General features: G+C 72.3%; 19 protein-coding genes. 12 read left to right on the top strand and 7 right to left on the bottom strand.

The genetic code is table 11. The features are described from left to right. Nucleotides 1-40: 40 nt before the first annotated feature. The 8 genes from ACX6XY_RS01295 (at nucleotide 41) to ACX6XY_RS01260 (ending at nucleotide 8,437) form a co-directional block, all read left to right on the top strand. Nucleotides 41-2,830 carry a DNA translocase FtsK gene (locus ACX6XY_RS01295; protein ID WP_460325312.1) on the top strand — a complete coding sequence of 930 codons (2,790 nt, stop codon included), beginning with the start codon at nucleotides 41-43 and terminating at the stop codon, nucleotides 2,828-2,830. Between the two features lie 188 nt (nucleotides 2,831-3,018). Beyond that, a complete protein-coding gene (locus ACX6XY_RS01290; protein WP_460325310.1) occupies nucleotides 3,019-3,933 on the top strand; it encodes a helix-turn-helix domain-containing protein in 915 nt (304 codons plus the stop codon). 97 nt (nucleotides 3,934-4,030) lie between these two features. Then, a complete protein-coding gene (rimO, locus tag ACX6XY_RS01285; protein WP_460325308.1) occupies nucleotides 4,031-5,518 on the top strand; it encodes a 30S ribosomal protein S12 methylthiotransferase RimO in 1,488 nt (495 codons plus the stop codon). Beyond that, entirely contained in the window at nucleotides 5,515-6,171 is a 657-nt protein-coding gene (gene pgsA / locus ACX6XY_RS01280) for a CDP-diacylglycerol--glycerol-3-phosphate 3-phosphatidyltransferase (protein WP_460325306.1), read from the top strand. Before rimO ends, pgsA begins: the two co-directional genes overlap by 4 nt. Before the next feature lie 86 nt (nucleotides 6,172-6,257). Further along, a complete protein-coding gene (locus tag ACX6XY_RS01275; protein ID WP_460325338.1) occupies nucleotides 6,258-6,890 on the top strand; it encodes a CinA family protein in 633 nt (210 codons plus the stop codon). A 109-nt stretch (nucleotides 6,891-6,999) separates the two neighbouring features. Then, complete coding sequence (locus ACX6XY_RS01270) at nucleotides 7,000-7,383, top strand: helix-turn-helix domain-containing protein (RefSeq protein ID WP_460325304.1); 384 nt, start codon at nucleotides 7,000-7,002, stop codon at nucleotides 7,381-7,383. 126 nt (nucleotides 7,384-7,509) lie between these two features. Continuing rightward, nucleotides 7,510-7,980 carry a Dps family protein gene (locus ACX6XY_RS01265; protein WP_460325302.1) on the top strand — a complete coding sequence of 157 codons (471 nt, stop codon included), beginning with the start codon at nucleotides 7,510-7,512 and terminating at the stop codon, nucleotides 7,978-7,980. Between the two features lie 205 nt (nucleotides 7,981-8,185). Beyond that, nucleotides 8,186-8,437, top strand: a complete 252-nt coding sequence (locus tag ACX6XY_RS01260; RefSeq protein WP_460325300.1) for a hypothetical protein — start codon at nucleotides 8,186-8,188, stop codon at nucleotides 8,435-8,437. Here ACX6XY_RS01260 and ACX6XY_RS01255 read toward each other — a convergent pair. The 3 genes from ACX6XY_RS01255 to ACX6XY_RS01245 all read right to left on the bottom strand — a co-directional run bounded on the left by ACX6XY_RS01255 (nucleotide 8,385) and on the right by ACX6XY_RS01245 (nucleotide 14,779). Further along, complete coding sequence (locus ACX6XY_RS01255) at nucleotides 8,385-9,152, bottom strand: SDR family NAD(P)-dependent oxidoreductase (RefSeq protein ID WP_460325298.1); 768 nt, start codon at nucleotides 9,150-9,152, stop codon at nucleotides 8,385-8,387. The two genes, ACX6XY_RS01260 and ACX6XY_RS01255, sit on opposite strands and share 53 nt — an antisense overlap. A gap of 110 nt (nucleotides 9,153-9,262) precedes the next feature. Then, on the bottom strand, nucleotides 9,263-10,057 hold the full coding sequence (locus tag ACX6XY_RS01250; RefSeq protein WP_460325296.1) for an Fpg/Nei family DNA glycosylase: 795 nt from the start codon (nucleotides 10,055-10,057) through the stop codon (nucleotides 9,263-9,265). 75 nt (nucleotides 10,058-10,132) lie between these two features. Next, entirely contained in the window at nucleotides 10,133-14,779 is a 4,647-nt protein-coding gene (locus tag ACX6XY_RS01245) for an ATP-dependent helicase (RefSeq protein WP_460325294.1), read from the bottom strand. Between the two features lie 110 nt (nucleotides 14,780-14,889). On the opposite strand from ACX6XY_RS01245, the gene ACX6XY_RS01240 reads away from it, so the two are divergent. From ACX6XY_RS01240 to ACX6XY_RS01230, 3 genes are read left to right on the top strand one after another with little or no spacing between them, the layout of a single operon-like run. Then, nucleotides 14,890-15,777 (top strand): AraC family transcriptional regulator, encoded by an 888-nt coding sequence (locus ACX6XY_RS01240; RefSeq protein ID WP_460325292.1) that lies wholly within the window; start codon nucleotides 14,890-14,892, stop codon nucleotides 15,775-15,777. 2 nt (nucleotides 15,778-15,779) lie between these two features. Beyond that, a complete protein-coding gene (locus ACX6XY_RS01235) occupies nucleotides 15,780-16,523 on the top strand; it encodes an AzlC family ABC transporter permease (protein WP_460325336.1) in 744 nt (247 codons plus the stop codon). Then, nucleotides 16,520-16,828 (top strand): AzlD domain-containing protein, encoded by a 309-nt coding sequence (locus tag ACX6XY_RS01230; RefSeq protein ID WP_460325290.1) that lies wholly within the window; start codon nucleotides 16,520-16,522, stop codon nucleotides 16,826-16,828. Before ACX6XY_RS01235 ends, ACX6XY_RS01230 begins: the two co-directional genes overlap by 4 nt. 87 nt (nucleotides 16,829-16,915) lie before the next feature. Here the strand turns inward: ACX6XY_RS01230 and ACX6XY_RS01225 are convergent, their stop codons facing one another. Then, nucleotides 16,916-17,872: a hypothetical protein gene (locus ACX6XY_RS01225; protein ID WP_460325288.1), complete on the bottom strand. Its 957-nt coding sequence runs from the start codon at nucleotides 17,870-17,872 to the stop codon at nucleotides 16,916-16,918. A 79-nt stretch (nucleotides 17,873-17,951) separates the two neighbouring features. Between ACX6XY_RS01225 and ACX6XY_RS01220 the strand changes: the two genes are divergently transcribed. Further along, nucleotides 17,952-18,146 carry a DUF3046 domain-containing protein gene (locus ACX6XY_RS01220; RefSeq protein WP_460325287.1) on the top strand — a complete coding sequence of 65 codons (195 nt, stop codon included), beginning with the start codon at nucleotides 17,952-17,954 and terminating at the stop codon, nucleotides 18,144-18,146. A gap of 65 nt (nucleotides 18,147-18,211) precedes the next feature. On the opposite strand, the gene ACX6XY_RS01215 is transcribed toward ACX6XY_RS01220, so the two are convergent. The 3 genes from ACX6XY_RS01215 to ACX6XY_RS01205 all read right to left on the bottom strand — a co-directional run bounded on the left by ACX6XY_RS01215 (nucleotide 18,212) and on the right by ACX6XY_RS01205 (nucleotide 22,539). Next, nucleotides 18,212-20,371 carry an MMPL family transporter gene (locus ACX6XY_RS01215; protein ID WP_460325285.1) on the bottom strand — a complete coding sequence of 720 codons (2,160 nt, stop codon included), beginning with the start codon at nucleotides 20,369-20,371 and terminating at the stop codon, nucleotides 18,212-18,214. A gap of 80 nt (nucleotides 20,372-20,451) precedes the next feature. Beyond that, the gene (locus tag ACX6XY_RS01210) at nucleotides 20,452-21,231 is read right to left on the bottom strand and encodes a cytochrome d ubiquinol oxidase subunit II (protein ID WP_460325283.1); all 780 of its coding nucleotides are present in this window, start codon (nucleotides 21,229-21,231) and stop codon (nucleotides 20,452-20,454) included. Nucleotides 21,232-21,240: 9 nt separating this feature from the next. Next, nucleotides 21,241-22,539, bottom strand: coding sequence for a cytochrome ubiquinol oxidase subunit I (locus ACX6XY_RS01205; protein ID WP_460325281.1), 1,299 nt, complete (start codon nucleotides 22,537-22,539; stop codon nucleotides 21,241-21,243). Nucleotides 22,540-22,705 lie beyond the last annotated feature (166 nt).

Here is a 22,705-nt window from a genome sequence, read left to right as displayed (position 1 = left end):
ACACGTGTCGACAGTCGCCCGCACCGGTACCCTCACCCCCATGGCCTCACGTCAGTCCGCAGCCAAGAAGGCTCCCGCGAAAAAGGCGGCCGCCCCGAAGAAGGCTCCGGCGAAGGCCGCTGCGAAGGCGCCCGCCAAGAAGGCCCCCGCCAAGAAGGCGGCGGCCAAGAAGACGGCCCCGGCGCCCGCCCCGAACCCCACCAGCGGCCTCTACCGGGTCGTGCGCGCCTGCTGGCTCGGTCTGGCGCACGCCGTCGGAGCGACGTTCCGCGGCATAGGGCGCGGCGCGAAGGGACTCGACCCGGCGCACCGCAAGGACGGGCTCGCGCTGCTGCTCCTCGGCCTGGCCCTGATCGTCGCAGCCGGCACCTGGTCCCGGCTGCGCGGCCCCGTCGGCGACCTGGTGGAGATGCTGGTCACCGGCGCCTTCGGCCGACTCGACCTGCTGGCGCCGCTGCTGCTCGGGGCCGTCGCCGTACGCATCATCCGCCACCCGGAGAAGACCGAGGCCAACGGCCGTATCGTGATCGGCCTCTCCGCGCTGGTCTTCGGCGTGCTCGGCCTGGTCCACCTCGCCTGCGGCGGCCCCGGACGCGGCGAGGGCATCGAGGACATAAGAGACGCCGGCGGGCTGATCGGCTGGGCCGCTTCCCGGCCGCTGATCTTCACCGTGGGCGAGGTGCTCGCCGTACCGCTGCTGGTGCTGATCACCGTCTTCGGGCTCCTGGTGGTCACCGCGACCCCGGTCAACGCCATCCCGCAGCGGCTACGGCTGCTCGGCCAGCGGCTCGGCCTGATCGAGGCCGACCCCGCCGGGCACTTCGACGCGTACCCGGACGGGCACTCAGCGGACGACGACCGCTACGAGGAGCAGTGGCGGGAGGCCCTGCCGTCCAAGCCGCGCCGCCGCGCCGCCGCCGGCTCGTACGATCCGGACCACGCCGAGGAAGAGGCCCTCACCAGGCGGCGCAGGCGGCGTCGCACCAGCGGCAGCGCGGAACTGGACCGGCCGATGGACGCGGTCGACGTGGCCGCGGCCGCCGCGGCGGCCCTGGACGGCGCCGTCCTGCACGGCATGCCGCCCTCGCCGCTGGTCGCCGATCTCACCCAGGGCGTCGCCGTGGAGCGGCCCGAGGCCGCACCGACGCCACGGCCGCAGACCGGGGGCGCCGCCGCCCAGGGCGTACCCGGCAAGCGCGCGGCGGGGCAGCCAGGGGCCGCCGAGTCCGGGTCCACGAGGCCCGCGGCCGCGCGCTCCGGGGCCGCCGACTCCGCCGTACCCGATCTGACCAAGGCCGCCCCCGAAGCGCCACGGGACCTGCCGCCCCGCGCCGAGCAGCTCCAGCTCTCCGGCGACATCACCTACGCGCTGCCCTCGCTGGACCTCCTGGAGCGCGGCGGCCCCGGCAAGGCGCGCAGCGCCGCCAACGACGCGATCGTCGCCTCGCTCACCAACGTCTTCACCGAGTTCAAGGTCGACGCGGCCGTCACCGGCTTCACCCGCGGCCCGACCGTCACCCGGTACGAGGTCGAGCTCGGCCCCGCCGTCAAGGTCGAGCGGATCACCGCGCTGACCAAGAACATCGCCTACGCCGTCGCCAGCCCCGACGTCCGGATCATCAGCCCCATCCCCGGCAAGTCCGCGGTCGGCATCGAGATCCCGAACACCGACCGGGAGATGGTCAACCTCGGCGACGTGCTGCGCCTGGCGGACGCCGCCGAGGACGACCACCCGATGCTGGTCGCGCTCGGCAAGGACGTCGAGGGCGGCTACGTCATGCACAACCTCGCGACGATGCCGCATGTACTGGTCGCCGGCGCCACCGGCTCCGGAAAGTCGTCCTGCATCAACTGTCTGATCACCTCGATCATGGTGCGGGCGACCCCCGAGGACGTACGGATGGTGCTGGTCGACCCCAAGCGCGTGGAACTCACCGCGTACGAGGGCATTCCGCACCTCATCACACCGATCATCACCAACCCCAAGAAGGCCGCCGAGGCCCTGCAGTGGGTCGTCCGCGAGATGGACCTGCGCTACGACGATCTCGCCGCGTACGGATTCCGGCACATCGACGACTTCAACGCGGCCGTGCGCGACGGCAAGGTCAGCGCGCCCGAGGGCAGCGAGCGGGAGCTGCAGCCCTATCCGTATCTGCTGGTGATCGTCGACGAGCTCGCGGACCTGATGATGGTCGCGCCGCGCGACGTCGAGGACTCGATCGTGCGCATCACCCAGCTGGCCCGCGCCGCGGGCATCCACCTGGTGCTCGCCACCCAGCGGCCCAGCGTCGACGTGGTGACCGGCCTGATCAAGGCGAATGTGCCGTCCCGGCTCGCCTTCGCGACCTCCTCACTCGCCGACAGCCGGGTCATCCTCGACCAGCCGGGCGCCGAGAAGCTGATCGGCAAGGGCGACGGGCTCTTTCTGCCGATGGGGGCGAACAAGCCGACCCGGATGCAGGGCGCGTTCGTCACCGAAGGCGAGGTCTCCGCCGTCGTACGGCACTGCAAGGACCAGATGGCCCCGGTCTTCCGGGACGACGTCGTGGTCGGCACCAAGCAGAAGAAGGAGATCGACGAGGACATCGGCGACGACCTCGACCTGCTGTGCCAGGCCGCCGAACTGGTGGTTTCCACGCAGTTCGGGTCCACCTCGATGCTGCAGCGCAAGCTGCGGGTCGGCTTCGCCAAGGCGGGACGCCTGATGGACCTGATGGAGTCGCGGAACGTCGTCGGACCGAGCGAGGGCTCCAAGGCACGCGACGTTCTGGTGAAACCGGACGATTTGGAGGGAGTGCTCGCGGTACTCCGGGGGGAAACTCATCCATAAGGGGACGTCGAGCAACCGTTTCCCTTCTTGTGACGTCAAGTTGGACAACGGGACGGAGGCATGTCCCACCATCGGGATGTCTGGCCATTCCGATGGCGTACAAAGTGCACCGCCCGGTTGCCCCACCCTTTCCCACCCCCTCTAGACTGAACATCCGGCAGGTGGCTACACGCTCGAAAGGCGCCCCCGTGTCCATCGGCAACTCCCCTGAAGAGGACCGTCCTTCGGTCGAGCGTTCGGCTGACCCCGCGATTACGGCCGACCACTCGGTCGACGTCGAACCCCTGGTCGAAGAAGAAACCGTGGCCGAAGAAGAACGCCCCTCGGTGGGCCGCACGCTCCAGCGCGCGCGTATCGACGCCGGGCTGACCGTCGACGAAGTCAGCGCGTCCACTCGGGTGCGCACCCCGATCGTGCACGCGATCGAACAGGACGACTTCTCGCGCTGCGGCGGCGACGTCTACGCCCGCGGACACATCAGGACGCTGGCGCGCGCCGTCGGCCTGGATCCCGCCCCGCTGGTGGCCCAGTACGAGGACGAGCACGGCGGACGCCCCGCCCCGACCCCGGCCGCACCGCTGTTCGAGGCCGAGCGGATCAGGCCGGAACGACGTCGTCCCAACTGGACCGCGGCCATGGTCGCGGCCATCGTCGCCGTGGTCGGGTTCGTGGGCTTCACCCTGTTCAGCGGGGAGGACGACGGGCCCGGCGCCAAGGACCCGGTCGCCGGCAGCTCGCCGTCGCCGAAGGCCCAGCCGTCACCCACCCAGACCAAGCCGGCCGACCCCAAGCCGGACCCGACCGAGAGCGCGATCGCGGGCGTCTCCAAGGACAAGGTCACCGTGCTGGTGAGCGCCGTGGACGACCGCAGCTGGATCTCGGCCCACGACGGCAGCGGCAGGCTGATGTTCGACGGCATCCTGGAGAAGGGCGACTCCAAGTCGTTCACGGCCAAGGAGCAGATCGACCTCGTCCTGGGCAAGGCGGGCGCGGTCAAGCTCTTTGTGAACGGCAAGGAGATCAAGGACGAGTTCGAGCCGGGCGCGGTCGAGCGGCTCTCCTACACCAAGGACGACCCGCGCGGCGACGCCGGAGTCGGCTGACCGGACGCGGGCCGTCAGGCGGGTTGTGACATACCCCCGGAACGGCTCGGGGCCCTCGCGGCAGGGGACGGGCGATTGAGCACGTACGCTTGACCCCATGCCTGAACGCCGTACCGTCGCTCTCGTCACTCTTGGCTGCGCCCGTAACGAGGTGGACTCGGAGGAGCTCGCAGGCCGCTTGGAGGCGGACGGCTGGCAGCTCGTCGAGGACGCCGCGGACGCGGATGTCGCCGTCGTCAACACCTGCGGATTCGTCGAAGCGGCCAAGAAGGACTCCGTCGACGCCCTGCTCGAAGCCAACGACCTCAAGGACCACGGCCAGACCCAGGCCGTGGTCGCCGTCGGCTGCATGGCCGAGCGGTACGGCAAGGAGCTCGCCGAGGCGCTGCCCGAGGCCGACGGCGTGCTCGGCTTCGACGACTACACCGACATCTCCGACCGCCTGCAGACCATCCTCAGCGGCGGCATCCACGCCGCCCACACCCCGCGCGACCGGCGCAAGCTGCTGCCGATCAGCCCTGCCGAGCGCCAGGACGCCGCCGACGTGGCGCTGCCAGGACACGCCCAGGAACCCGCGAGCCAGCCCACCGACCAGCCCGCCGACCTGCCGGACGGCCTCGCCCCGGCCTCCGGACCGCGCGCGCCGCTGCGCCGCCGGATCGGCACCGCACCGGTCGCCTCCGTGAAGCTGGCCTCCGGCTGCGACCGGCGCTGCTCCTTCTGCGCCATCCCGTCCTTCCGCGGGTCCTTCATCTCGCGGCGGCCGAGCGACGTGCTGAACGAGGCGCGCTGGCTCGCCGAGCAGGGCGTCTCGGAGATCATGCTGGTCTCCGAGAACAACACCTCGTACGGCAAGGACCTCGGCGACATCCGGCTCCTGGAGACGCTGCTGCCCGAGCTCGCCGAGATCGACGGTCTTGAGCGGGTACGGGTCAGCTACCTGCAGCCCGCCGAGATGCGGCCCGGACTCATCGACGCCCTGACCTCCACGCCGAACGTCGCGCCCTACTTCGACCTGTCCTTCCAGCACTCCGCGCCCGGCGTGCTGCGGGCGATGCGCCGCTTCGGCGACACCGACCGGTTCCTGGAGCTCCTCGACCAGATCCGCGCCAAGGCCCCGCAGGCCGGTGTGCGGTCCAACTTCATCGTCGGCTTCCCCGGCGAGAGCGAGGACGACGTCGCCGAGCTGGAGCGGTTCCTCACCGGGGCGCGGCTGGACGCCATCGGCGTCTTCGGCTACTCCGACGAGGACGGCACGGAGGCGGCGACGTACGAGCACAAGCTGGACGAGGACGTGGTCGCCGAGCGTCTCGCCCGCGTCTCGCGGCTCGCGGAGGAGCTGACCGCGCAGCGGGCCGAGGAGCGGATCGGCGAGACCGTGCGGGTGCTGGTCGAGTCGGTCGACGGCGCGGACGGCGCGGTCGGCCGCGCCGCCCACCAGGCGCCGGAGACCGACGGGCAGGTGGTGTTCACCACGAGCCGGGGGTTGACTGTCGGTCGTATGGTCGAGGCGAAGGTGGTCGGCACGGAAGGCGTCGACCTGGTGGCCGAACCGCTGGAAGGCGTCGAGGAGGCGGGCAGATGACCGGAGTCCCCGCGTCCGCGGCGGGCGGTACCGGGCGCAAGCCCGCGGCCGGCGGCGGCAAGCTGGGCACCGCGGCCGTCAACCAGGCCAGCCTGTGGAACATCGCCAATATCCTCACCATGGTGCGGCTGCTGCTCGTGCCGGGCTTCGTGATGCTGATGCTGGCGGCGGGCGGGTATGACCCCGCGTGGCGCTCCTTCGCCTGGGCGGCGTTCGCGGTGGCCATGATCACCGACCTGTTCGACGGGCATCTGGCCCGTACGTACAACCTGGTCACCGACTTCGGGAAGATCGCGGACCCGATCGCCGACAAGGCGATCATGGGGGCCGCGCTGATCTGTCTGTCCTGGCTCGGCGACCTGCCCTGGTGGGTGACCGGGGTGATCCTCGGGCGGGAGCTCGGGATCACGCTGATGCGGTTCTGGGTGATCCGGTACGGCGTCATCCCGGCCAGCCGGGGCGGGAAGCTGAAGACCCTGTCGCAGGGCATCGCGGTCGGGATGTACATCCTGGCGCTGACCGGGCCGCTGGCCACCATTCGGTTCTGGGTGATGGCGGTGGCCGTGGTGCTGACCGTGGGCACCGGGCTGGACTATGTGCGGCAGGCCGTGGTGCTGCGGCGGCGCGGGCGGGCGGCGGAGCGGTCGGCGTGAACTCTTCCGTTCCCGGCCGACCCGGCGCCACCGGCTCCGACCGGCCCGACGCCACCGGGGGCGCCACGGACCCGAGCGCCGCCGAGGTGCTGGGGCTGCTGGCCGGGCGGGGCGAGACGCTCGCCGTCGCCGAGTCGCTGACCGGCGGTCTCGTCGCGGCGGAGCTCACCGGGGTGGCCGGTGCGTCCAGGTGCTTCCGCGGGTCGGTGACGGCGTACGCGACCGAGCTCAAGGGGCGGCTGCTCGGGGTCGACGGCACCCTTCTGGCCGAACGCGGAGCGGTGGATCCCGAGGTCGCCCGGCAGATGGCCGAGGGCGTACGCCGGGCGCTCGGGGCGGACTGGGGGATCGCGACCACCGGCGTCGCCGGGCCCGAGCCCCAGGACGGGCAACCGGTCGGTACGGTCTACGTCGCCGTGGCCGGGCCGGGGTCCTGTGCTTCTCCGGGGCCCGGCGCTCCGCCGGGCCCCGGAGAAGCACAGAACCTGTCCGCCGACCCCGAGGCCAAAATGGCCGGGACGGTGCGCGGAGTGGCTGGTTCCGGTGGTCCGGTGGGTGGGAAAGTCGTCCAGCTGCGGTTGAAAGGCAGTCGAGCGGAAATCCGTAGAGAGAGTGTACGGAGCGTGCTGGAGCTGCTCAGAGGCCAACTGACCAGGCCGTCGAGCGAACTGATCGCGAATGCGGGGGCACAGGATACGGAACAACACGGGGGGATTTGATGTTTGCAGCCCTGAGTGAACACGACATCGCTCCCCGCACGGCCGCGTCGCGAGGCGGTACGGTGGTGCATGAAGGATGCGGTTACACGGTCCGAGGAGGGAGCCACCGATGATTCTGCTCCGTCGCCTGCTGGGTGACGTGCTGCGTCGGCAGCGCCAACGCCAGGGCCGTACTCTGCGCGAAGTCTCCTCGTCTGCCCGAGTCTCACTCGGCTATCTCTCCGAGGTGGAGCGGGGGCAGAAGGAGGCTTCCTCCGAGCTGCTTTCCGCGATCTGCGACGCGCTTGACGTACGGATGTCCGAGCTCATGCGTGAAGTGAGCGACGAGCTCTCGCTTGCCGAACTGGCCGCTTCGGCTGCGGCCGAGCCGGTGCGCGAGGCCGTTCCCGCCGGGGTGCGCCCCATGCTCAACGCGGTGTCCGTGACGGGCGTCCCACCAGAACGCGTGACGATCAAGGCACCCGCCGAGGCGGTCGACGTCGTCGCGGCCTGACGAACCGCGAGTGTGTCCGAACCCCGGCCGGGGTGATCCCGGCCGGGGTTTTCGCATGTCGTTTTTTGTGGGCTATGTCATGGTTGGTGGGTACTCGGGGAAGTGCGGACGGCTGGAGGAACCCGTATGTACGTTGTGAAGAGCCCGCTCCCCGACGCGGATCTGAAGACGGTCTCCGAGGCGCTGCAAGGCGCTCTGGTGGACCTGGTGGACCTTTCGCTGGTGGCCAAGCAGATCCACTGGAACGTGGTCGGACCGCGCTTTCGCTCCGTGCACCTGCAGCTGGACGAGGTCGTGGACACGGCGCGGCTGCACTCGGACACGGTCGCCGAACGGGCCTCGACGCTCGGGGTCTCGCCGGACGGGCGGGCGGCGACGGTGGCGGGGAGCAGCGGCATCGGAGCGGTGTCCGGGGGCTGGGTCAAGGACGCGGACGCGGTGCGGGTCCTGGTCGACGCGCTGGGTGCGGTGATCACGCGGATGCGGGAGCGGGTGGGGGCGACCGGAGACGCGGACCCGGTGAGCCAGGACATCTTCATCGGGATCACCGCCGATCTTGAGAAGCATCACTGGATGTTCCAGGCCGAGAACGGGTGAGCGGGGTGGGGCGCGGCTGCGCGCGGTCGAGGACGGCTGGGCGCGCCGTGTGACCCGTGTGCGCGTGTGTCCTGTGTCGCGCGCTGTGTCGCACGCTGTGTCGCGCCCTGTGTGGGCCTCGGACGCCCCCGGTGCTTCCGGTGCCTCCTGTGCGCCCTCCCGCTGGGTGATCGCGTGGCTCTAGCGTGGCCGGAGGAGGCTGTCCATGGCGACGTGCGGCGGACGGAGGTGGTCCATACCCAGGGCGCTGGCCGTGCCGGTCGCCCTGGGGCTGGGGGCGGTGTGGTGGTGGGCCGTGCTGCGGCTGGCGGTGGCGCCCGAGCGGGCGGGGGTGCTGGAGGGGGCGGTCGCGGCGGGGGGATGGGGGCTGAGTCTGCTGCCGGTGCACTGTGCGCCGAAGGCGACTACCAGGGCATGGCGACGCCGCCGTTCGGGCGGAGGATCTGGCCCGTCGTGAACGACGCGGCGTCGGATGCCAGGTGCAGCACGGTGTGCGCGACGTCTTCGGGCTCGCCGACCCGGCCCAGCGGTGCCATGCGGGACATCAGGGCCGCCGTGTGGGACTGGGCCTCGTCGTTGTTGTGCCGCTCGGTCATGGGGGTCCGGACCCAGCCGGGGGCGACGGCGTTGACGCGGATGCCGTGCGGGCCGATCTCGGCGGCCAGGGTCTTGGTGAGCTGGACGACGGCGGCCTTGGACGCGCCGTAGCAGAGCAGACCGGGGCCGCCGGTGTCGACGGCTCCGGAGGCCATGGTGACGATGCTGCCTCGGGTTCCGGCGGCGATCATCAGGCGGGCCGCCTCCTGGCAGGCGTACAGGATGCCCTTGAAATTGACCGCGAAGACGCGGTCGACGTCCGCGTCGTCGGTCTCCAGGACTGGGCTGCTGTGCATGACGCCCGCGATCGCCGCCAGGATGTCCAGCCGCTTAGGGCGGTGGAGCGCGGCCTTGAGCTGGGCGCGGTCGGTGACGTCCAGGGGGTGGGTGTGCGCCGTGCCGCCCGCGGCTCTGATCGTGGTGGCGGTCTCGTGCAGGCCGACCTCGTCGCGGTCGGCGCAGTGCACGGTGGCGCCCGCTTGGGCGAGGAGTATGGCGCTCGCGCGGCCTATGCCGCTTGCGGCGCCGGTGAGGAACGCGGTGCGGCCGGTGAGGTCGTACGCCGTGACGGGCATGACCGGACCGTACGAGCTCTCCTGACAGAGCGTCAATCGCCGGTGAGGGATCGGGGTCGGGAGCGGGCGCAGGTGCGGGTGCAGGCGCGGTGCGGGGTTACGGGGTGGGGTTACGGGGTGGGGCCGGGCTGGCAGCGAGGGCACCAGTAGGTGGGGCGTTCGCGGGAGCCGTCGCCCTGGTTCGCCGAGCGGACGGGGGCGCCGCAGCGCAGGCAGGGGCGGGGCGCGCGCCCGTAGACGTACAGGCGGGGGTCACGGCGGCCCGTGGTGCTGCGGGCGGGGCGGTCACGATTGGCTTCGAGGAGCCGTTTGGCGGTGGTGACCAGCCGTTCGGCGGTGGCCGCCGGGAGCTCGCCGACGGGGAGCCAGGGAGTGGCGGCGGCGAGGAAACACAGCTCGGACTTGTACACATTGCCGATGCCCGCGAGGTTGCGCTGGTCGAGCAGGGCCTCGCCGAGCGGGCGCGCGGGGTCTTGGAGGAGGTTGCGCAGGGCGGTTCGCGGGTCCCAGTCAGGGCCCAGGAGATCCGGGCCGAGATGGCCTACGGCCTTCGCCTCGTCCTGAGTGCGGAGCAGTTCCAGGACGGGGAGGCGGTAGCCGACGGCGGTGTGCTCATGGGTGCCGAGGATCGCGCGGATCTGGTGGGCGGGGCCGCCGCTCCAGCGCTCCCCGGAGGCGTAGACCTTCCAGGCGCCGTCCATCCGCAGATGCGAGTGCAGGGTGAGGCCGCCCTCGACGCGGGCGAGGAGGTGCTTGCCGCGTGCGGTGACGTCCCGGACGGTCCGGCCGGTGAGGTCGGCCGTGGCGTACCGGGGTACGCGCAGGTCCGAGCGGGTCAGGACCCGGCCCGCGAGCGCGCTGCTCAGACGCCGGGCGGCCTGGTGGACGGTGTCTCCCTCGGGCATGGGGCCAGGGTGACACGCACCGCGCCCCGGATGCCCGCGCGTCCTGGACGTCCTGCACGTCCCGCGCGTCCCACGTCACGCGCGTATGCGCAGGCCGCGCGGCGTGGCGTGGAAGCCCGCGGACTCCAGCAGGCGGCCCAGCGGCGAGGTCAGGGCGGGGGCGCCGTTGACGCGCTCCACGGTGACCGTCGTGCCGAGGGCGCTCGCGCGGGCCGCGGACGCCAGCGCCTCGGTGGCGCGATGGAGCCGGGCGTCGTCCGCCGCGGCCGGGTCCTCGGGGTCGGCGGGCCAGGCGAGCAGGGTCTTGCCGCCGCGCTCCATGTACAGCGCCAGGACGCCGTCGACCAGGACGACCAGCGAACCGGCCTTGCGGCCGGGTTTATGCCCGGCCTGCGCGGGGGGATCCGGCCAGGGGAGCGCCGCGCCGTAGGCGTTCGCCGGGTCGGCCGCCGCGAGGACTGTGGCCCGCGGGCCCTCGGGGCTGTCGCCGCGATCCAGGGCGTTCGACGCTGCCCGCAGCCGGTCCACCGCGCCGTCCATCGCGAACTGGGCCGCGCCGAGACCCTCGACGACATAGCCGCGCCGGGCCTGACCGCTGTCCTCGAAGGCGGACAGGACGCGGTACGTCGCCGCGAAGCCGCCCTCGACGCCTTCCGCGGCGACCGCGCCTCGGGTGACGACGCCGTGCCGGTCCAGGAGCGTACGAGCTCGGGCGTGGGCGCGCAGCGTGGGGTCGGGTTCGCGGGCCGGGAGCAGCGACCAGCGGCCCGCGACGGTGGGCGGACCGCTGCGCGACGCCGGGCGGGCGGCGCCGGTGAGGGAGCCGTACCGGCCTCGGGGGACAGGGCGTCGGGCGCGGTGGGCGGTGGAGCCCGCCGTACGCCCCGAGCCGAGCAACGAGCGCATGGGGGCGAGGGTGTCGTTGGTGAGCCGCCCGGACCACGCCAGGTCCCAGAGGGCGTCGGCCAGCTGGGCGTCGGTGGCGTCGGGGTGGGTGGTGGCGCGTACCTGATCGGTGATCTGGCGGAAGAACAGGCCGTAACCGCCCGAGAGGGCGTCCAGGACGGACTGGTGGAGCGCGGTGAGTTCCAGCGGGTGGGGCTCGGGCAGCAACAAGGGCGCGGAGTCGGCCAGATACAGCGACAGCCAGCCGTCCTTGCCGGGCAGCGCCCCGGCCCCCGCCCACACCACCTCTCCGGTGGTGGTGAGTTCGTCCAGCAGGGCGGGGGTGTAGTCCTGGACACGCGAGGGCAGGACGAGCTTCTCGAGCGCCGACGCGGGGACCGCGGCGCCCTGCAACTGCTCGACGGCGCGGACCAGTCCGTCGACGCCCCGCAGCCCGTGCCCGCCCAGGTGCTGCCACTGGGGCAGGAACCCGGCGAGCGCGGCGGGCGGCACCGGCTCCAACTCCTGGCGCAGGGCGGCCAGGGAGCGGCGGCGCAGCCTGCGGAGCACGGCGGAGTCACACCACTCCTGGCCGATGCCCGCCGGGTGGAACTCCCCTTGGACGACACGGCCGTTGGCTGCCAGGCGCTGTAGCACGCCCTCGGTGACGGCCGTGCCGAGGCCGAAGCGGGTAGCGGCGGCGGCCGAGGTGAACGGGCCGTGCGTGCGCGCGTAGCGGGCGAGCAGGTCGCCGAGGGGGTCCTTGACGGGCTCGGTGAACGCTTCCGGCACCCCCACGGGAAGTGCCGTGCCGAGCGCGTCGCGCAGGCGTCCCGCGTCCTCGATCGCCGCCCAGTGGTCGGCCCCCGCGATCCGGACCCGGATGGCGCGGCGGGCCGCGGCGAGCTGACCGGCCCAGTCCGGCTCGGCGCCCCGCTCGGCCAGCTCCTCCTTGGTGAGCGGGCCGAGCAGCCGCAGCAGGTCGGCGACGCCCTCGGCGTCCTTGACGCGCCGGTCGTCGGTGCGCCACTGCAGCTCGCGCTCCAGCTCGGTGAGCACATCGGCGTCCAGGAGCTCGCGCAACTCGGCCTGGCCGAGCAGCTCGGCCAGCAGACGCGAGTCCAGCGAGAGGGCCGCGGCACGGCGCTCGGCGAGCGGTGAGTCACCCTCGTAGAGGAACTGCGCGACATAGCCGAACAGCAGCGAGCGGGCGAACGGCGACGGCTCCGGTGTGGTCACCTCGACCAGGCGGACACGGCGGGCCTCGATGTCGCCCATGAGCTCCGTGAGCCCCGGTACGTCGAAGACGTCCTGGAGACACTCGCGCACCGCCTCCAGGACGATCGGGAACGAGCCGAACTCGCTCGCCACCTCAAGGAGCTGCGAGGCGCGCTGACGCTGCTGCCACAGCGGCGTGCGCTTGCCGGGGCTGCGGCGCGGCAACAGCAGCGCACGGGCGGCGCATTCGCGGAACCGGGAGGCGAACAGGGCCGAGCCGCCCACCTGATCGGTGACCAGCTGCTGCACCTCGCCCTGATCGAAGGCGACGTCGGCGGCGCCCACCGGAGCCTGCTCCGCGTCATACTCCGGGCCGGGCTCCGACGGCTCCTGGTCCAGCAGGTCCAGGCCCAGCAGATCGGCGTCGGGGAGCCGCAGCACCAGGCCGTCGTCGGCGTGCAACACCTGCGCGTCCATGCCGTACCGCTCGGTGAGCCTGGCGCCCAGGGCCAGCGCCCAGGGGGCGTGCACCTGGGCCCCGAAAGGGGAGTGCACGACGACGCGCCAGTCGCCCAGCTCGTCGCGGAAGCGCTCCACCACGATGGTCCGGTCGTCCGGCACATGGCCGCAGGCCGCGCGCTGCTCGGCGAGATACGCCAGGACGTTGTCCGCGGCCCAGGCGTCCAGGCCCGCGTCCGTCAGCCGCAGCCGGGCGTCCTCAGCGGCCAGGCCGCCGACCTCACGCAGGAACGCGCCCAGCGCGCGGCCCAGTTCGAGCGGCCGGCCCAGCTGGTCGCCCTTCCAGAACGGCAGCCGTCCGGGGACACCGGGCGCGGGGGAGACCAGGACGCGGTCACGGGTGATGTCCTCGATACGCCAGGAGCTGGTTCCCAGGGTGAAGACATCGCCGACTCGGGACTCGTAGACCATCTCCTCGTCCAGCTCCCCGACCCGGCCGCCCCCCTTCTTCGGATCGGCCCCCGCGAGGAACACCCCGAAAAGCCCGCGGTCCGGAATCGTGCCGCCCGAGGTGACGGCGAGGCGCTGCGCTCCGGGACGCCCGGTGACCGTACCGGCGACGCGGTCCCACACCACGCGCGGGCGCAACTCGGCGAAGGCGTCGGACGGATAGCGGCCCGCGAGCATGTCCAGGACGGTGTGGAACGCGGACTCCGGGAGGGTGGCGAAGGGCGCCGCCCTGCGGGCCACCGCCAGCAGATCGTCCACCTGCCAGCTGTCCAGCGCGACCATCGCCACGAGCTGCTGAGCCAGGACGTCCAACGGGTTGGCGGGAACCCGGAGGGACTCGATGCCGCCGGTGCGCATCCGCTCGGTGACCACCGCGGCCTGCACCAGGTCGCCCCGGTACTTGGGGAAGACCACGCCCGTGGAGACCGCGCCCACCTGATGCCCGGCCCGGCCGACGCGCTGGAGCCCGGAAGCCACCGAAGGAGGCGACTCGACCTGCACCACCAGATCCACGGCGCCCATGTCGATGCCCAGCTCCAGGCTGGAGGTGGCCACGACGGCCGGGAGACGCCCCGCCTTGAGGTCCTCCTCGACCTGGGCGCGCTGCTCCTTGGAGACCGAGCCGTGGTGCGCACGGGCCAGGACCGGCGGGGCGCCCTTGGCCGCACCCGACTCGGCCATCAGCTCGGCGGGCGAGTGGGCTTCGGGGAGCGGCTCCCCCGTCGCCCGCTCGTAGGCGATCTCGTTGAGGCGGTTGCACAACCGCTCCGCGAGGCGCCGGGAGTTGGCGAACACGATCGTGGAACGGTGCGCCTGGACCAGGTCGGCGATCTTCTCCTCGACGTGCGGCCAGATGGAAGGCCGTTCGCCCTCGTCCTGACCGGAGTCGGCGGCCGGTGAACCACCCAGCTCGCCCAGGTCCTCCACGGGGACGACCACCGACAGGTCGAACTCCTTGCCCGAGGGAGGCTGGACGATCTCCACCCGGCGCCGCGGCGAGAGATACCGCGCCACCTCGTCCACCGGACGCACCGTCGCCGACAGGCCGATCCGGCGCGCGGGACGCGGCAGCAGCTCGTCCAGGCGCTCCAGGGACAGCGCCAGGTGCGCCCCGCGCTTGGTGCCCGCCACCGCGTGCACCTCGTCCAGGATCACCGTCTCGACGCCGGTCAGGGCCTCGCGGGCGGCCGATGTGAGCATCAGGAACAGCGACTCGGGGGTGGTGATCAGGATGTCCGGCGGCCTGGTCGCCAGCGAGCGCCGCTCGGCGGCCGGAGTGTCCCCGGAGCGGATACCGACCCGCACATCGGGCTCCGGCAGCCCCAGGCGCACGGACTCCTGCCGGATGCCCGTCAGCGGGGAGCGCAGATTGCGCTCCACATCGACCGCGAGGGCCTTGAGCGGGGAGACATACAGCACCCGGCAGCGGTTCTTGGGGTCCGCGGGCGGCGGCGTGCTCGCGAGCGAGTCAAGCGCGGAGAGGAAGGCGGCCAGGGTCTTGCCGGAACCGGTCGGGGCCACGACCAGGACGTCCGAACCCTCGCCGATCGCCCGCCAGGCCCCTTCCTGGGCGGCCGTGGGCGCGGAGAAGGCCCCCGCGAACCAGCCGCGAGTCGCGGGGGAGAACGAGTCGAGAGCTTTCCCGGTCATGGTCCCCATCGTGCACCGCGCCACTGACAATCGCCCGGACCTGCACAAACTCAGGGGCGCCGAAGGAATCCAGTGGCGCGGCACCCGGCCCCGTGACACACAATGGGCGCATGGCGGCAGGCGAGCGGGCACGGTACTGGCAGTACCCCGACCTGCCCGGAGTGGACCTGCTGCACGCCCGCTACATCCACAAGACGTTCGCCCGGCACACACACGAGACCTTCGTCTTCGCCGCGGTCACCGAAGGAGCCGAGGCGTTCCACTACCGCGACGAACTGGTGCGCGCGGCACCCGGCCAGCTGGCCCTGGTGAACCCCGACACCCCGCACACCGGGCACGCGGCCGTCCCCGAGGGCTGGACCTACCGCACGCTCTACCCGGCCGCCGACCTGGTGCGGTCGATCGCCGCCGACGCCACGACACTGCGCGGCTCGGTGGCCTTCACCGCCCCCGTCGTGGACGACCCCTACGCGGCCCGGCTGGTCGTCGCCGTACACCGAGCCGCCGAGCAGGGCAACGCGCTGGCGGCCGACAGCCTGCTGCGACTGGTCACGGCGCGGATGCTGCGCAGCCACGGAGGCCGGCTCACCGCGCGCCGCCCCCTCTCCGCCGGAGCACGCGACGCGGCACGCGCGCGAGCCGTCCTGGAGGAGCGGATGGCCGACCCGCCGTCGCTGACACGGCTGGCCCAGGACCTCGGCACCAGCCCCTTCGCGCTGCTGCGCGCCTTCAAGGCGGCGTACGGAATGCCGCCGCACACCTGGCTCACCGACGCCCGAGTACGGCGCGCCCGCGGGCTCCTGGACGCGGGCACCGCCCCCGCGCGGGCGGCAGCCGCCGTCGGGTTCACCGACCAGCCGCACCTCAACCGGCACTTCACGCGGATCGTCGGGGTGCCTCCGGGGGCGTACCAGCGAGGGCGCAGAAACGTACAAGACCAGGCCGCCGAGAGTCACGTAGCGTCACCCGCGTGGCAGAACAACCAACAACACCCGTAGTGATACCCCCCGAGGCCGGGCCTCGGGAGGCGAGTGAGCCAGCCGCACCGGCTGACGTGGGCAAACCGGACTCCGCCGTCGTCCGGGACTCGCTCGGCGTCGGCGTCGCCGTCGGCCTGTCCGGGTTCGCCTTCGGCGTCACCGCGGTCGGCAACGGCCTGAGCCTGACACAGGCCTGCGCGCTCAGCCTGCTGGTCTTCACCGGCGCCTCGCAGTTCGCGCTCGTCGGCGCGCTGGCGGGCGGCGGCAACCCGGTCACCGCCGCCGCGGGCGCCTTCTTCCTCGGCGTGCGCAACGCGTTCTACGGCCTGCGCCTGTCGCAGCTGCTCGCGCTGCCGCGCTGGGTACGCCCCTTCGGCGCGCACTGGGTCATCGACGAGACCACCGCGGTCACGCTCGCCCAGCCCACCCGACGGGCCAGGCGCATCGGCTTCGCCGTCACCGGGCTGACCCTGTACGTGCTGTGGAACCTCACCACGCTGCTGGGCGCCCTGGGCGCCGAGGCCATCGGCGACACCGAGGCGTGGGGACTCGACGCCGCGGGGCCCGCGACGTTCCTCGCCCTGCTCGCGCCCATGCTGCGGACCGCGACCGAGCGGGCCGTCGCCGCGCTCGCCGTACTCCTCGGCCTCGGCCTGCTGCCCGTCCTGCCCGCCGGGGCGCCGGTGCTGGTGGCCGCGCTCGCGGCGCCCGTCGTGCTCATCGCGCGGGGCCGTCGCACGACCACGGAAGGGGCGGGGCGGTGACCGTCTGGATCGCGATCGCGGTCACCGCGGTCGGCTGCTACGCCGTGAAACTGCTGGGCCTGCTGGTGCCAGCGGGCATGGTGGAACGCCCGCTGGTCAAGCGACTGGCCGCGCTGCTGCCCGTCGCGCTGCTCGCCGCGCTCACCGCACAGCAGACCTTCTCCGCCGACGGCCAGCTGGTGCTGGACGCCAGGGCGGCGGGGCTCGTCGCGGCGGCGGTCGCGCTGCTGCTGCGCGCGCCCTTCCTGGTGATCATCGCCGCCGCCGTCGTGGTGACCGCTGGCGTACGGGCCATCGGCGGCTGATCCCAGGACACACCACCCGCGGACGTCGGCCCCGGCGGCCGGCCCTGCCGGTCGGCCCAGGAGTCAGTCCAGGAGCCAGTCCGGGAGTCAGTCCAGGGCGCGCCCGTAGGCCCGTAGCGTACGCAGTGCCTCAAGGGTGACGATCGGCCGTGACTCCATGACCGGGCCCGGAGCCCACTGGCGCCAGTTGACCGGCCAGCCGCCGTCCTGGCACTGCTCGCTCTCGAGGAAGTCCAGCGAGCGCGCCGTCTCCTCGTCGGTGAACCAGGAGCGGGCCAGCGACTCGGGCACGCGCGCGTAGTCATGCGGGAAGTGCTGCTCACCCGGCGCGTAGCCGGGCGCCACCGGGTAGTCGGCGCGCCGCCGCGGATCGAGCACCGCCAACCGCTGCTCGCGCACGAGGCGGCCCAGCCGGTCGGCCGCGACCTGTGCGCGCGACCGGTCGGGGACGCCGTCAAGGAACGCGACGGCCGCGTGGATCTCGTACGGGTGGGACGTCTCCAGCCGCTCGACGGCCGTCCAGCAGAAGTCGGTGGCGCGGAACAACCACGCGTGCCACACCTTGTTGCGGTGCAGCAGCCCCACCACAGGGCCGGTGGCGAGCAGGTCGCTCGGCGGATCGTCGACGACCGGCACGAACGGCGCCGCGGGATAGCCGCGCTGGCTGGGGTGGATCGCCGGAAGAGCGCCGTCGGCGGTCGACACCTCCGAGAGATAGCGGCACACCCGCTCCACACGCTGCCCGCCGCAGCGCCCGATGGAGTCCAGGACGCGCAGCGCGTGCGCGGTGTGCAGCGGCTGGCTGACGGGGCCGCGCAGATCGGGTTCGAGCGCGTGGCCGTACCCGTCGTCCTCGTTGCGGTACGCGGCGAGCGCGGCCTCGACCGAGTCCGCCGAGCCGCCGAGGAAGTGGTAGGCGAACCGGCGCTGCTCCAGCACGCGCGCGGTGAGCCAGACGAATTGCTCGGCGAGGGCGAGCCGCGAGTGCTCGGCGCGCCGGGGGCCGACGGAGCCCGCAGGAACTCCGGATGCGGATTCAGGCATGCACCGACCGTAGGACGGTCAGCGCTCCGGGGCAGCCCCTCGGTCCGTGCTGCACTCTCAGGGGCGTGATACTGGAGGCATGCGGTTGACGGTCTTCTGGGAACGGATGGCGGAGCACTTCGGCGCGGGGTACGTCGACTCCTTCGCACGCGATCATGTGATGTCGGAACTCGGCGGACGCACCGTGCACGAGGCGCTGGACGCCGGTCTTGAGGCCAAGGACGTCTGGCGCGCGGTGTGCGCCTCTATGGGGGTGCCGCCCGAGCGCCGCTGAGGCCCCCGCGCCCCCTCAGCGATGAGGGGGCGCGGGGGCGCTGAGGGGCACGCGGTGGTTACGGGTCAGTGCCGCTCCAGCTCCACCCTCGGCAGCACCCTCCGCAGCCAGCCGGGCAGCCACCACGCGCGCGTGCCCATCAGCTGCATCACGGCGGGCACGATCAGGCAGCGAATCACTACAGCGTCCAGCAGGATCGCCACCGCCAGGCCGAGCCCGAACTGCTGAAGCATCCGGTCGGGGCTCAGGATGAAGGCCGAGAACACCACGATCATGATCGCCGCGGCGGCCGTGATGATCTTGCCGGTGGCGGCCAGACCCTCGCGTACGGCGGCCTGCGGGTCCTTCGTACGCTCCCACTCCTCGTGGATGCGGGACAACAGGAAGACCTCGTAGTCCATCGAGAGCCCGAACACGATCGCGAAGATCATCACCGGGATGAACGCCTCGACCGGACCCGCCTGCACACCGAACCAGCCGTGCTGGAAGACCATGGTGACCGCGCCCAGAGCGGCGCCGATGCTGACCAGGTTGAGCACCGCGGCCTTCAGCGGGATCAGCACCGACCGGAAGACGACGAGCAGCAGCAGCGCCGACAGACCCACCACGATGGCGACGAACAGCGGCATCCGGTCCGAGACTGTGGACGCGAAGTCCTCGGACGCGGCGGTGGAGCCACCGACCAGCAACTGGGTGCCGGTCTCCCGCTCCAGGGGCGGCAGGATCTCGCCGCGCAGCCGGTCGACGAGCCGGGACGTCTCCACGGCCTGTGGGGCCGATTCCGGGAAGGCCATGACTGTGGCGACCGAACCGTCCTGCGACGGCATCGGCCCGGCGACGGCCGCGACGCCCGGAGTGTCCTCCAGCGCCTTCCGCACCGCGGACGCCGCCTGGGTGCCGCCCTGGCCTCCGGAGGTCGCGTCGGCGACCACGAACAGCGGCCCGTTGAAGCCGGGACCGAAGCCGTCGGCCAGCATGTCGTACGCCTGCCGACTGGTCCGGTCCTCGGCCCCGTTACCCGCGTCGGCGAAACCGAGCCGCATGTCCAGAGCGGGCGCGGCCAGCGCGCCCAACGCGACGACGGACACCAGCAGTGCCGCCCACGGACGCCGCTGCACACCGCTGGCCCAGCGCCGCCATCCGGTGCCCTCGGTGTGCTTCGCCTTGGCCGCGCGCTTGGCCACGTTCCGCTGGATGCGGCCGCCGAACACGCCGAGCAGCGCGGGCAGCAGGGTGAGCGAGGCGGCCATGGTCACCAGGACGGTCAGGGCGACGGCGAGTGCGACGCCCTGCAGCGAGCCGAGGCCGAGCGCCACCAGACCCATCAGCGCGATGATCACGGTCCAGCCCGCGAAGAAGACCGTACGCCCCGCCGCGTCCAGGGCCAGCCGGGTCGCCTGTTCGGGCTCCGCGCCGCGCAGCAGCTCGGTCCGGTAGCGCGAGAAGATCAGCAGCGCGTAGTCGATACCGACACCGAGACCGACCAGCATCATGATCGACGGAGTGAAGTCGGCGATGGTCGCGAGCTGCGAGGCCAGAGCGATCAGCCCGACCGAACCGCCCACCGCGAACACGGCGGTCACCAACGGCAGGCTCGCCGCGACCAGCGAGCCGAACAGGAAGACCAGGATCACCAGCGCGGCGAGCATCCCCGCGCCCTCGGCGCCGCCGCCCCCGCTCTCCTCGGCCCCGCGCACCGGGTCGCCGCCGACCGCGGTGCGCAGTCCGTCACCCGCCGCGTCCGTCGCGGTGTCGATGATCCGCCGGACGTCCTCCTTGGGAACGCTCTGGGCATCCCCGTCGAGGGAGACCGTGGCATAGGCGACGGTGCCGTCCTGGGCGACGGCGGTGGCGTCGTCGTACGGACTGCGCACGCCCGTCACGCTCGGCAGCGTCTCGACCTCGTCGAGCAGCGACTCGACGCGGTCCTTGACGACCGCCTCGCGGATACCGCCGTCGTCGGCGAACACGATCTGTACGGATGTGTCAGCCTGCACCGCCCCATGCTTCTCCAGCACCTCCTGTGCCTGCTGGGACTCGGTGCCGGGCAGCGAGAAGTCATTGTGGTACGCGCTGCCCACCGCTATCGACGCGCCAGTGATACCGACCAGCACCACCACCCACAGGACCAGCGCCTGCCACCGGCGGCGATAGGAGAACGCGGCGATGCGTTCGAAGGCGCTGGCCCGGCGCGTGGTGCGCGGGACCTCGGTCACGGGAGTCATTGGGGGCCTCCTGAGTGAGAACGGTGGGCGAACAAAATCGGTGAGGTATCAGGGACAGCGAGATAGCAGGGACAGTGAGGTCAGAGGTACGAGGGACGGGTGACGCGGTCGCGGAACGTGTGCCAGGTCCAGGCCTGCGCGGCCACCAGCAGCGGCGTCACGACCAGGAGCGCGGGCACCAGGAAGGCGAGCGTGCCGCCGTCGGCGGCCGAGTCGGCCAGCGGCAGGGCCGCACCCGCGAGCACCGGCAGGACCGCCAGCAGCACGGCGGTCAGCGCGAACGACTGCCAGGCGTGCCGACTCCGCCCGACCAGCCGACGGGCCCGCTCATACGGAGCGCCGGTCAGCCGCCCGGCCGCGAAGCCCAGGCCGTGCGCGGCGAACAGCGCGGCGACTGACAGCGCGGTGACCACCGCGACCGGGCCGGTCGCCGGATGCTCCACCGAGCCGTTGAACAGCGCGGCCAACAGCCAGCCCCAGGCCAGCGCGACGGTCCAGCTGCCGCACACCACCGCCCCGTCGCACCCGGCGCGCCAGCGGCGGCCGCCCGTACGGCCCCGCAGCCACAGGCCCGTGTCCCGCACCACCCATCCGGCGAGCAGCGGCACGAGCACCGCGAACTGGCCGCTCAGCAGCTCTCCCTCGAGGTCGGGGAAGCAGCCGACGAGGAGTCCGGCGGTGGCGATGAGCCAGACCTCGTTGCCGAGGAAGAAGGGCGCGAACGACGTGATCACCAGTCGGCGTTCGTCGTCGGAGCGCCCCAGGTACGGGGTGAGCATCCCGGTCCCCAGGTCGGCGCCGGCGAGCACGAAGTATCCGATGGCGAAGAAGGCGAGCAGGGCGATGGCGAGGGATTCCATGGGCACTCCTCAGTAGCTCGCCAGAGACAGGGAATCGACGGGGTTCCGGTCGTCGCCGTCGCCGTCGCCGTCGCCGTCGGTGCGGTCGTCACGGCCGAGTCCGGTCTGGCCGGGACCCGCGCGGGCGCAGCGCGCCAGCAGCCACGCGTTCACGGCGGCGAGCAGCGCGAACAGAGTGGTGAAGACGATCAGGGACACGCGCATCGCGCCGGGCGAGACATCGGACACCGCGTCCTCGGTCTTCAGCAGCCCGTACACGACCCAGGGCTGCCGACCCGCCTCACGGAAGACCCAGCCGCTGATCATCGCGAGATACGGCAGCGGCACGGCGGCCATCAGCACCACGTGCCAGAGCCGGAAGCGGTAGACGACCTTCTTGAAGCAGGCCAGGACGACACCGCCCAGGCACAGGTACATCATCAACGCGAAGGCCAGCAGCATCACCAGACCGGCGCCGCGCGTCAGACCCTGCGACGGCACATAGTCGCCGGGGCCGAAGCGGGCCGCCATCTCCGCCTGCAACCGGGCGATGTCGGCGGTCTCCCGGCCGAAGACCGCCTTCTTCATGGGCTGCATCGAGGCGAACTGCAGACCGCCGAACACCACCGTCACAAACAGCGCGGGCAGCGAGACGAAGACCCCGACACGCAGGCTCCGCCGGAAGAAGTCCCACTCGGGCGTGCGCTTGAACAGGTGGTACGCGCTGACCCCCGCCATGAAGAAACCGGCCGTCAGCAGCGCGCCGCCCAGCACGTGCGCGAAGGCCAGCAGGGTGTTCGGGTTGGTGAACACGGCCGCGGCGTCGGCCAGTACGAGGCCGTCGCCCTCGGCGCGATGGCCCACCGGGTTGTTGAGGAACCCGTTGGCCACCAGAATCCAGTACGCCGAGGCGTACGCGGTGAGCGTGACCGTCCAGATCAGCGCCAGGTGGACCCACTTGTTGAAGCGGTTCCAGCCGAAGATCCACAGGCTCAGGAAGGTCGACTCGACGAAGAACGCGACCACGGTCTCCAGCGCCATCGACGCCCCGAAGACATCGCCCGCGTAGTGCGTGAGCCCGCTCCAGCTCAACCCGAACTGAAACTCCATCACGATGCCGGTGACGATCCCGACCGCGTAGTTGATGACGTACAGCTGACCCCAGAAGCGGACCATCCGCGCGTGCTGCGGGCTGTCGCTGACCGTCGCCCTGGCCTGCAGGCACGCCACCACCGTCGCGAGCCCCAGGGTCAGGGCGACGAACAGGAAGTGGCCGCCCGCCGTGAGGGCGAACTGCAGCCGCGCGAGATCAAGCGTTTCCTCGGTCACGCCCACAGCGTCGGGGTACGGCTCGGGGCGGGGCGTCGGTCCGGCGAGTACACCCGGCGTACATCCTCAGTTGCGGACGCCCACGCGCGCGTACCGCGAAAGTTGCGGCCACACGCGCGTGACGGCGAACGCGGACGTCAGGCAGGGAGCCAGCAGAACACGCGAG

Source organism: Streptomyces sp. O3, assembly GCF_054788135.1.
This window is presented reverse-complemented; position numbering and strand designations above follow the sequence as displayed.

Bases quoted from the DNA above. Each gene is read 5' to 3' on its own strand.
- ACX6XY_RS01220 (WP_460325287.1), top strand. From the start codon at position 17,952: ATGCGGTTGACGGTCTTCTGGGAACGGATGGCGGAGCACTTCGGCGCG.
- ACX6XY_RS01245 (WP_460325294.1), bottom strand. From the start codon at position 14,779: ATGACCGGGAAAGCTCTCGACTCGTTCTCCCCCGCGACTCGCGGCTGG.
- ACX6XY_RS01270 (WP_460325304.1), top strand. From the start codon at position 7,000: ATGATTCTGCTCCGTCGCCTGCTGGGTGACGTGCTGCGTCGGCAGCGC.
- pgsA (WP_460325306.1), top strand. From the start codon at position 5,515: ATGACCGGAGTCCCCGCGTCCGCGGCGGGCGGTACCGGGCGCAAGCCC.
- ACX6XY_RS01250 (WP_460325296.1), bottom strand. From the start codon at position 10,057: ATGCCCGAGGGAGACACCGTCCACCAGGCCGCCCGGCGTCTGAGCAGC.
- rimO (WP_460325308.1), top strand. From the start codon at position 4,031: ATGCCTGAACGCCGTACCGTCGCTCTCGTCACTCTTGGCTGCGCCCGT.
- ACX6XY_RS01240 (WP_460325292.1), top strand. From the start codon at position 14,890: ATGGCGGCAGGCGAGCGGGCACGGTACTGGCAGTACCCCGACCTGCCC.
- ACX6XY_RS01265 (WP_460325302.1), top strand. From the start codon at position 7,510: ATGTACGTTGTGAAGAGCCCGCTCCCCGACGCGGATCTGAAGACGGTC.
- ACX6XY_RS01295 (WP_460325312.1), top strand. From the start codon at position 41: ATGGCCTCACGTCAGTCCGCAGCCAAGAAGGCTCCCGCGAAAAAGGCG.
- ACX6XY_RS01260 (WP_460325300.1), top strand. From the start codon at position 8,186: ATGGCGACGTGCGGCGGACGGAGGTGGTCCATACCCAGGGCGCTGGCC.
- ACX6XY_RS01210 (WP_460325283.1), bottom strand. From the start codon at position 21,231: ATGGAATCCCTCGCCATCGCCCTGCTCGCCTTCTTCGCCATCGGATAC.
- ACX6XY_RS01225 (WP_460325288.1), bottom strand. From the start codon at position 17,872: ATGCCTGAATCCGCATCCGGAGTTCCTGCGGGCTCCGTCGGCCCCCGG.
- ACX6XY_RS01255 (WP_460325298.1), bottom strand. From the start codon at position 9,152: ATGCCCGTCACGGCGTACGACCTCACCGGCCGCACCGCGTTCCTCACC.
- ACX6XY_RS01215 (WP_460325285.1), bottom strand. From the start codon at position 20,371: ATGACTCCCGTGACCGAGGTCCCGCGCACCACGCGCCGGGCCAGCGCC.